This window comes from Streptomyces sp. ID05-39B (genome assembly GCF_033794725.1).
Classification (GTDB): Bacteria; Actinomycetota; Actinomycetes; order Streptomycetales; family Streptomycetaceae; genus Streptomyces; species Streptomyces bobili.
The window spans coordinates 1-9,573 of record NZ_JARGEF010000286.1 but is presented as its reverse complement, the minus strand read 5'-3'; the positions used below and the strand labels follow the sequence as shown (position 1 = coordinate 9,573).

Below are 9,573 nucleotides of genomic sequence, written 5' to 3'. Positions count from 1 at the left end.
GCGTCCGGCCCCGGCCGCCCCGGAGTTCACCGCTCCGCCGGCGCCCCCGGCCGCACCGGCCGCATCGGCGGCTCCGGCCGCCCAGAAGCCGGCCTCCCAGGGCCCGCGTCCCGGCGCACCCCGTCCCGCCGGCCGTCCGGCCGCCGGTCAGGGTCAGCAGGGCGGTCAGGGCCAGCGCCCGGCCCCCGCGCAGGGTCAGCGTCCCGGTGGCGGCGCTCAGCGTCCGGGCTCGCGTCCGGCCGGTCCGCGTCCCGGCAACAACCCCTTCACCTCCGGCGGCAACGCCGGTATGGCCCGTCCGCAGGCCCCGCGCCCGCAGGGCGGTCCCGGCGGTCCGCGTCCCGGCGGTGCCGGCGCGCCCGGCGGCGCCCCGCGTCCCTCCTCGCCCGGAGCCCCGGGCGGCGCTCCGCGTCCGCAGTCCGCGGGCGGCGCGCGTCCCTCCCCGGGCGGCATGCCCCGTCCGCAGGGCGGCGCTCCGCGTCCCGGCGGCGGTCCGCGTCCCAACCCCGGCATGATGCCGCAGCGTCCGGCTGCCGGCCCCCGCCCCGGTGGCGGCGGTCCCGGCGGTCGTGGTCCCGGCGGTGGCGGTCGTCCCGGCGGTGCCGGTGGCGGCGGCGGTCGTCCCGGTGGCGGCGGCGGCTTCGCCGGTCGTCCCGGTGGCGGTGGCGGCGGCTTCGCCGGTCGTCCCGGTGCCCCCGGTGCCGGTGGCGGCGGTGGCTTCGCCGGTCGTCCCGGTGGTCCCGGCGGTGGCGGCGGCGGTCGTCCCGGCTTCGGTGGCCGTCCCGGCGGTCCCGGTGGCCGTGGTGGCACGCAGGGCGCCTTCGGTCGTCCCGGCGGTCCCGCGCGTCGCGGTCGCAAGTCGAAGCGTCAGAGGCGCCAGGAGTACGAGGCCATGCAGGCCCCGTCGGTGGGCGGCGTCATGCTGCCTCGCGGCAACGGACAGTCCGTCCGCCTGTCGCGCGGTGCCTCGCTGACCGACTTCGCCGAGAAGATCGGTGCCAACCCGGCGTCGCTCGTCGGCGTGATGATGAACCTCGGCGAGATGGTCACCGCCACGCAGTCCGTCTCCGACGAGACGCTGAAGCTCCTCGCGGACGAGATGAACTTCGTCCTCGAGATCGTCAGCCCCGAGGAGGAGGACCGCGAGCTGCTCGAGTCCTTCGACATCGAGTTCGGCGAGGACGAGGGTGGCGAGGAGTTCCTCGTCGCGCGTCCGCCGGTCGTGACCGTCATGGGTCACGTCGACCACGGTAAGACCCGACTGCTGGACACCATCCGCAAGACGAACGTCGTCGCGGGCGAGGCCGGCGGTATCACGCAGCACATCGGTGCGTACCAGGTCGCCACTCAGGTCAACGACGAAGAGCGCAGGATCACCTTCATCGACACCCCGGGCCACGAGGCGTTCACCGCCATGCGTGCCCGTGGTGCCAAGTCGACCGACATCGCGATCCTCGTGGTGGCGGCCAACGACGGTGTGATGCCCCAGACGATCGAGGCGCTGAACCATGCCAAGGCGGCCAACGTGCCGATCGTGGTCGCGGTCAACAAGATCGACGTCGAGGGTGCCGACCCGACCAAGGTGCGCGGTCAGCTCACCGAGTTCGGTCTGGTGGCCGAGGAGTACGGCGGCGACACGATGTTCGTCGACATCTCCGCCAAGCAGGGGCTCAACATCGAGCAGCTGCTGGAGGCCGTGGTCCTCACCGCGGACGCCTCGCTCGACCTGCGGGCCAACCCGGAGCAGGACGCGCAGGGCATCGCGATCGAGTCCCACCTGGACCGTGGCCGCGGCGCCGTCGCGACCGTCCTGGTCCAGCGAGGCACCCTGCGGGTCGGCGACACCATGGTGGTCGGCGACGCGTACGGCCGTGTCCGCGCGATGCTCGACGACAAGGGCGAGAACGTGGAAGAGGCGGGTCCCTCGACCCCGGTCCTCGTCCTCGGTCTCACCAACGTCCCGGGCGCCGGCGACAACTTCCTCGTCGTCGACGAGGACCGCACGGCCCGCCAGATCGCCGAGAAGCGCGCGGCGCGTGAGCGCAACGCCAACTTCGCCCGGCGCGGAGTCCGGTTCTCCCTGGAGAACCTGGACGAGGCGCTCAAGGCCGGTCTGGTGCAGGAACTCAACCTCATCATCAAGGGCGACGCGTCCGGTTCGGTGGAGGCTCTCGAGTCCTCGCTGCTCCAGCTCGACGTCGGCGAAGAGGTCGACATCCGCGTCCTGCACCGCGGCGTGGGCGCGGTCACCGAGTCGGACATCGACCTGGCGACCGGCTCCGACGCGATCGTCATCGGCTTCAACGTCCGTGCGGCCGGCCGTGCCGCGCAGATGGCGGAGCGCGAGGGCGTCGACGTCCGGTACTACTCGGTGATCTACCAGGCCATCGAGGAGATCGAGGCGGCCCTGAAGGGCATGCTGAAGCCGGAGTACGAGGAGGTCGAGCTCGGCACGGCGGAGATCCGCGAGGTCTTCAAGTCGTCCAAGCTGGGCAACATCGCCGGTGTCCTGGTCCGCTCGGGCGAGGTCAAGCGCAACACGAAGGCTCGACTCGTCCGCGACGGCAAGGTCATCGCGGAGAGCCTCAACATCTCCGGTCTGCGTCGCTTCAAGGACGACGTCACCGAGATCCGCGAAGGCTTCGAGGGCGGTATCAACCTCGGAAACTTCAACGACATCAAGGTCGACGACGTCATCGCGACGTACGAGATGCGGGAGAAGCCGCGGGCGTAACACCCCCGGTTCGTGCCGGCCGGCGGGGCGCTGCCCCGCCGGCCGGTGCGGCGTTCCGGCGGCGGTGAGCGGGGAAAACCCCGTCGAGCCGCGGCCGGGATCGAGGTACCGTTCCTGATGCCCCTGTTCGTTCAGGACAGGGCCATCGATCCCGTACCGGCGGGTGAACCGGTTACACATGTACGTGGGGACCCTGTCCTTCGACCTCCTCCTCGGCGACATACGCTCGCTGAAGGAGAAGCGCTCCGTCGTCCGCCCCATCGTCGCCGAGCTCCAGCGCAAGTACGCGGTGAGCGTGGCCGAGGTGGACCACCAGGATCTGCACCGCCGGACGGTCATCGGCCTGGCCGTGGTGTCCGGGGACACCGAGCATCTGACCGATGTACTGGACCGGTGCGAACGGCTGGTCGCCGGCCGCCCCGAGGTGGAGCTGCTGTCGGTCCGACGCCGCCTCCACGGCGAACACGACGACTGACCACACCAGAGAACGCAAAGAAGAAAGAACGGGAGACGGACCAGTGGCCGACAACGCGCGCGCCAAGAGGCTGGCGGACCTCATCCGAGAGGTGGTGGCCCAGAAGCTACAGCGCGGGATCAAGGACCCGCGGCTCGGCTCCCACGTCACCATCACGGACACCCGCGTCACGGGTGACCTGCGGGAAGCGACCATCTTCTACACCGTGTACGGGGACGACGAGGAGCGGGCCGCCGCGGCCGCGGGCCTGGAGAGCGCCAAGGGTGTCCTGCGCTCCGAGGTCGGCCGCGCGTCGGGCGTGAAGTTCACGCCCACGCTGAGCTTCGTCGCCGACGCCCTCCCGGACAACGCCCGCACCATCGAGGACCTCCTCGACCGTGCGCGCCAGGCCGACGAGAAGGTGCGCGAGGCGTCCGCGGGCGCCGGATACGCCGCCGGCGCCGACCCGTACAGGAAGCCCGACGAGGACGACGAGACGGACGACGCCGCCGAATGAGCCCGAAGCAGACCCCGCCCGACGGCCTTGTCATCGTCGACAAGCCGTCGGGTTTCACTTCGCACGACGTCGTCGCCAAGATGCGCGGGATCGCCAAGACCCGCCGCGTCGGACACGCCGGCACGCTCGACCCGATGGCGACGGGCGTCCTCGTCCTCGGCATCGAGAGGGCCACCAAGCTCCTCGGGCACCTCGCGCTCACCGAGAAGGAGTACCTGGGGACGGTCCGGCTGGGCCAGAACACCCTGACGGACGACGCCGAGGGGGAGATCACCTCCTCCACCGACGCCTCCGGGATCGCCCGGGACGCCATCGACGCCGGGATCGCCAAACTGACCGGCCGGATCATGCAGGTCCCGTCCAAGGTCAGCGCCATCAAGATCGACGGCGTGCGCTCCTACAAGCGGGCCCGCGACGGCGAGGACTTCGAGATCCCGGCCCGCCCGGTCACCATCTCCTCGTTCACCGTGTACGACGTCCGGGACGCCGTCGCCGAGGACGGCACCCCCGTCCTGGACCTGATCGTCTCGGTGGTGTGCTCCTCCGGCACCTACATCCGCGCCCTCGCCCGCGACCTGGGCGCCGACCTGGGCGTCGGCGGTCACCTCACGGTGCTGCGCAGGACCCGCGTCGGCCCGTACAAGCTGGACTCCGCGCGCACCCTCGACCAGCTCCAGGAGGAGCTGACGGTGATGCCGGTCGCGGAGGCCGCCACGGCCGCGTTCCCCCGCTGGGACGTGGACGAGCGCCGGGCACGGCTGCTGCTCAACGGTGTGCGGCTGGAGATGCCCGACGAGTACACGGGGATCGGCGCGGTCGCCGTGTTCGACCCCGAGGGCCGCTTCCTGGCGCTCGTGGAGGAACAGAAGGGCAAGGCCAAGAGCCTGGCCGTGTTCGGCTGAGACCCGACGCTCCGCTTCGCCCGTGGAGCGGCGGACACGGGGTCCTGCTCCGCCGCCGCTCCACGGTCCCCCCTCGGTTCCCCCACCCCTAGGGTGTGTCCAGCACACCCTGTTCATTCACCCGTCCGGGCGGGCGCTCGGAGTGAACCGAGGGAGTGCACGGGGGCGCTTTCGTATCGCGCCCTGTCCCGCCGATCACCACGCGCCTACCGTCGACCCAGAGGGCACGCGGGCGCGGCGGGGAGGTACGGCGATGGCGGGACGGAGCCCGTGCACCGGCGACGGCCGCCACGCACCGCGGCAGGACCCCGGGACGGCGCACGCGGACGACGCGAGCCCCCGCCCCGAACCCACCCTGGTCCGCGTCCAGGATCTCGCCGGCCGCCCTCGCGGCACCGGCTTCCTGGCCGACCACCAGGGCACCGTCATCACCAGCCACGAGGCCGTCGACGGCCTCACCCGCCTCGTCCTCCACGGCGCCGACGGCAGCGGCTGCGTCGTCACCGCCGACGCCGTCACCCCGCTGCCGGAGCTGGACCTCGCCCTCGTACGCACCCAGGGCCTGGACGCGGACCCCCTGCCGGTCACCGTCCGCGAGGACGTCGGGAGCGGCACCTATGTCCGGCTGCCCGCAGGCTGCTGGCGCGAGGCACGGGTGCTGGCGGCGACCTCCGTGACGTACACCGCCACATCCCGCTTCCACCGCCTCGCGGACTGTCTGGAGCTGGCCATCGGCACGGCGGGGCGGGACGCGCTGCGGCTCGGCGGGGGCGCGGCAGGCGGGCCCGTCCTCGATGTGGAGACCGGCGCCGTCGTCGCCGTGCTGGGCACCGCCCTGCGCTCCGACCACCACGACACCGGCTTCGCCGTCCCGCTGCGCCCCGGCCCGCCCGGCGGCCCCCTCGCCGACCTGCTCGCCCGCAACGCGGCCACCGTCCCCGCCTACGGCGCCGACCTCAACCTGGCGGGCCTCCTCGAACTCAGCGCCACCTCCGTCGGCTCCGACGGACCGCCCGCCGACCCCCGCGCCCTGGTCGAACGAGCCGGTCCGGCACGGGAGTTCGACGCCTTCGCCGGCAGCCCGGCCGACGTCCTCAGCCTCGTCGGCGCCCCCGGCAGCGGCCGTACGAGCGCACTCGCGGCCCTGGCCGCGCGGCGCGCGCGAGGGGCGGCGCCCACGTTGTGGCTGCGCGGCGCCGACCTGCGGGACGGCGACGGCTCGGTCGCCGACGCGGCCCGCCGCGCACTGGGCCGCGCCGCCCGGATCGTCGCCGCGTCCCGGCCGGTTCCCGCCCTCGACGAGCTGACCCCGGATCGGCTCGCCCACCACGCCCGCGCCGCGGGCCGCCCGCTGCTGCTGGTGCTGGACGGCCCCGAGGAGATGCCACCCGTCCTCGCCCACCGACTCCCCGAGTGGACCGAGGGCACCGCGGACTGGCTGCGGGAGACGGGAACCCGGCTGGCGGTGGCCTGCCGGACCGAGTACTGGGAGCAGGCGGGCCCGCACTTCCCGGCGGGCATGCTGTACGGCCGCACGGACCGGGATCTGCCGCCGCGCGTCCCCCTCGGCGACCTCACCGAGGCCGAGGCGGACGAGGTGCGGGCCCGGCTCGGCATCCCGGACACCGTGCTCGCGGGACGCGACGCCGGGCATCCGCTCACCCTCCGGCTGTACGCGCAGGTCCGCGCCGCCCTCCCCGACATCGAGGACGGCACCCCCGTCGGCCGCGACGAGGTCCTCGCCGCCCACCTCGACCTGATGTGCCTGCGGATCGCGGTCCGGCTGGCCGCCGGGAACGGCGTGCGCGGCACCGCCGTACGACGGCTCGCCGCGAAGGTGTCCGGGCAGGTCCACGAAGCCGCCCGGCGCAGCCTGGGACCGGGGCAGGGCGAGCTGGACCGGGCGTCGTTCGAGGCGGTGTTCCCGTGGGGGCCCGCCCCCGCCCGGCTCGGCGGCGGCACCGGCTGGGCGTCCGCCGTCCTCGCCGAAGGCCTCCTGGTGCCGGCCGGCGGCGGCTACCGCTTCGCCCACGAGGAACTCGCCGACTGGATCCAGGGACTGCACCTCGACCTGGACGAAGCCCTGCGCGTCCTCGTACACCGCCCCCGCACTCCCGACGGCACCCACCCGCTGCCCGTCCCGCACCACCGCATCGGCCCCGTCGTGCAGGCACTCCTGCACCTCGGCCGGCAGCAGGGCCACCGACAACTCGCCGCCAGACTCGAGGAGTTGACCCAGGCCCTGGAGGCCGACCCGGAGTCCTGGTGGGCCGCCCGACTCCTCGCCGAGACCCTGCCCCGCCTCCCGGACGCGACCCCGTACGCCGGTGTCCTGCGGCTGCTGGCCGACCTGGTCGTGGGCCGCTGCGACCGGCCCGGCCGCACCGTCGCGTTCGGCCCCGGCTTCTGGAGCGCCCTGCCGCTCCCCGCCGGCCTCCGCCTCGACCTCCTGCGCCGGCTGGTCCTCGCGGACCCCGCGCCGGACGCGGAGGACGTGCCCCGCCACCTCGACGCCGTCGCCCGGCTGCTCGCCGCCGACGCCACCGCCGTACAGCCGCTGCTCGCGCGCTGGTTCGACGACGAGCGGCCGTTGCCCGCGATGCCGCACGCCACCGTGGCGACGGCCGCGCAGGCGCTCCTGTACACGCACCGGCACCGGGGGGTGGACGACCTCACCGAGGTCCTCGTGGAGCGTGCGCACCCGCGCGCGGGCGAACTCCTCGCCGTGCTGGCCGAGGAGGAGCCCTCCGCTCTGTGCCGGGCCGTCGACCGATGGGCGCACGACGAACGGCCGGAGCGGCGTGCCGCGGCGATGACGTACGGACCGCGCGCCGCGCCCAGGGCGTCCACCCGCGCAGACCGCGAGCTGCTGCGGTATGCCGCTCTCGCGATCCTCGCCCGGCCCGCCGACCGGACCCTGCGCGGCGGGGCGCTCGCCCTCCTCGTACGCGACCCCGAGGCCCGGGAGCGACACCTGCCGGAGGCGCTGGAGCGGTTCACGGCAGGTGACCCGAAGCTGCCGCCGGGCGCCCTGCTCGCCGCGCTCACCACCCACCCGGAACCGGTGCTCGGCGCCTGCCGTGCCCGGCTGGACCGCCTCGGCACGGACGCCGGACCGCTGTCGCGCGCTCTCGTCGACGCCGCCACTCCCGCCCTGGCCCGCCGGATGGCCCAGCTCCTGCGCGAGGCCATGGAGCGGTGCCCGGAAGCCGTCGGGGACCTCGCCGCCCACGTCGATGAGCGTCTCGACGACGGTACCGCCGCCACCGCAGTGCTGTTTCCGCTGGTCACCGGGTTGCTGGACGGTGGCCCCGAGCCTCTGCGGGCCGCCCTGGCCGGTGTCCTGGCCGGGCCGGGCGCCCTCCGCCGGGAGCTGCTGGACTTCCTGTTGGCCCACGAACGCGAGCCCGCCGTCCTGGACGCCGTACTGCACTCGGCCGGCCGGCTCAGCGGTCCGGACCTGCGTGTTCTCGTCCACCGCACCGGCCTTCTGCTCGGCCGCACCCCGGACGGCGCCGCCCGCTTCGACCGTGGCCTGACCGACCTGGCCCGCCATGTCCCGGGGTTCGCCTCGCAGATCGCGGCCTGGCTCACCGGGGAGCCGGGGGAGCCGGGGGAGCCGGGTGCGCAGGGAGAGCCGCGGGAGTCGGGGAAGCCGGGGGAGTGGGCGGGACTGGTCGGCCCGAGCACCCGTCGCATGATCGAGAACCTGGCGGGACCGCGGGTTCCGGCCTGATCAAGGGGCCTGGCCGGACGACCCGCGGCAGTGGGGCGAGTCACAGCGCCCATGCCGATGCGGGCCGGAGACACCCGGCATGGCACCCTTAGAGCTGCGTATGCGGTCAACGGAACACATGAACACACCACCACACGACAAACACGGACACAGGTTCGAGGAGCGGTCACAGTGCAGCGCTGGCGTGGCTTGGAGGACATCCCCCAGGACTGGGGGCGCAGCGTCGTCACCATCGGCTCTTACGACGGCGTCCACCGCGGACACCAGCTGATCATCAGCCACGCCGTGGACCGGGCCCGCGAGCTGGGCGTGCCCTGCGTCGTCGTCACCTTCGACCCGCACCCCAGCGAGGTCGTGCGGCCCGGCAGCCATCCGCCGCTACTCGCCCCGCACCACCGCCGCGCCGAACTGATGGCGGAGCTGGGCGTGGACGCGGTGCTCATCCTCCCCTTCACCACCGAGTTCTCGAAGCTGTCGCCCGCCGACTTCGTCGTCAAGGTCCTGGTCGACAAGCTGCACGCCAAGGCGGTCGTCGAGGGCCCCAACTTCCGCTTCGGCCACAAGGCCGCGGGCAACGTCGAGTTCCTCGTCGAGCAGGGCAAGGTCTACGACTTCGAGGTCGAGGTCGTCGACCTGTTCGTGTGCGGCGACGCGGGCGGCGGCGAGCCGTTCTCCTCCACGCTGACCCGGCGCCTGGTCGCCGAGGGAGATGTGGAGGGTGCCGGGGAGATCCTGGGCCGGCCGCACCGCGTCGAAGGCGTCGTCGTGCGGGGCGCGCAGCGAGGCCGCGAACTCGGCTTCCCCACGGCGAACGTGGAGACCCTCCCGCACACCGCGATCCCGGCCGACGGCGTCTACGCCGGCTGGCTGCACGCGGCCGGCGAGGCGATGCCGGCCGCCATCTCGGTGGGCACCAACCCGCAGTTCGACGGCACCGAGCGCACGGTCGAGGCGTACGCCATCGACCGCGTCGGCCTCGACCTGTACGGCCTCCATGTGGCCGTCGACTTCCTGGCGTTCGTCCGCGGCCAGGCCAAGTTCGAGTCCCTGGACGGGCTCCTGGAGCAGATGGCCGTCGACGTGAAGCGCTGCCGGGAACTGGTGGCGGAGGCGGGCATCCGGTAACGGACCCGCTCCTACGACGACAGAAGGGCGGCCGGTGTCGAGTGACACCGGCCGCCCTTCCGCGTGGCCGCGCGCTACTGCTGGGGGTGCTGGGGGTGCTGGGGG

The 9,573-nt window shown here is 73.9% G+C and carries 6 protein-coding genes; all 6 read left to right on the top strand.

The features are described 5' to 3' along the window. A partial coding sequence (infB, locus tag P1P75_RS36235) for a translation initiation factor IF-2 (RefSeq protein ID WP_319263490.1) occupies nt 1-2,734 on the top strand: 2,734 nt, incomplete at its 5' end. 178 nt (nt 2,735-2,912) lie between these two features. Beyond that, complete coding sequence (locus P1P75_RS36230) at nt 2,913-3,209, top strand: DUF503 domain-containing protein (RefSeq protein ID WP_086772726.1); 297 nt, start codon at nt 2,913-2,915, stop codon at nt 3,207-3,209. A gap of 43 nt (nt 3,210-3,252) precedes the next feature. Beyond that, entirely contained in the window at nt 3,253-3,705 is a 453-nt protein-coding gene (rbfA, locus tag P1P75_RS36225; protein ID WP_086772727.1) for a 30S ribosome-binding factor RbfA, read from the top strand. Then, nucleotides 3,702-4,607 (top strand): tRNA pseudouridine(55) synthase TruB, encoded by a 906-nt coding sequence (truB, locus tag P1P75_RS36220; RefSeq protein ID WP_319263489.1) that lies wholly within the window; start codon nt 3,702-3,704, stop codon nt 4,605-4,607. Before rbfA ends, truB begins: the two co-directional genes overlap by 4 nt. Nucleotides 4,608-4,860: 253 nt before the next feature. Continuing rightward, the gene (locus P1P75_RS36215; RefSeq protein ID WP_319263487.1) at nt 4,861-8,343 is read left to right on the top strand and encodes a trypsin-like peptidase domain-containing protein; all 3,483 of its coding nucleotides are present in this window, start codon (nt 4,861-4,863) and stop codon (nt 8,341-8,343) included. 171 nt (nt 8,344-8,514) lie between these two features. Beyond that, nucleotides 8,515-9,468, top strand: a complete 954-nt coding sequence (locus tag P1P75_RS36210; protein ID WP_319263485.1) for a bifunctional riboflavin kinase/FAD synthetase — start codon at nt 8,515-8,517, stop codon at nt 9,466-9,468. Nucleotides 9,469-9,573: the final 105 nt, after the last annotated feature.

What these genes read in the sequence shown, in the direction of transcription:
- P1P75_RS36230 (WP_086772726.1), top strand. Translation starts at nt 2,913, where the DNA reads ATGTACGTGGGGACCCTGTCCTTCGACCTCCTCCTCGGCGACATACGC.
- truB (WP_319263489.1), top strand. Translation starts at nt 3,702, where the DNA reads ATGAGCCCGAAGCAGACCCCGCCCGACGGCCTTGTCATCGTCGACAAG.
- P1P75_RS36215 (WP_319263487.1), top strand. Translation starts at nt 4,861, where the DNA reads ATGGCGGGACGGAGCCCGTGCACCGGCGACGGCCGCCACGCACCGCGG.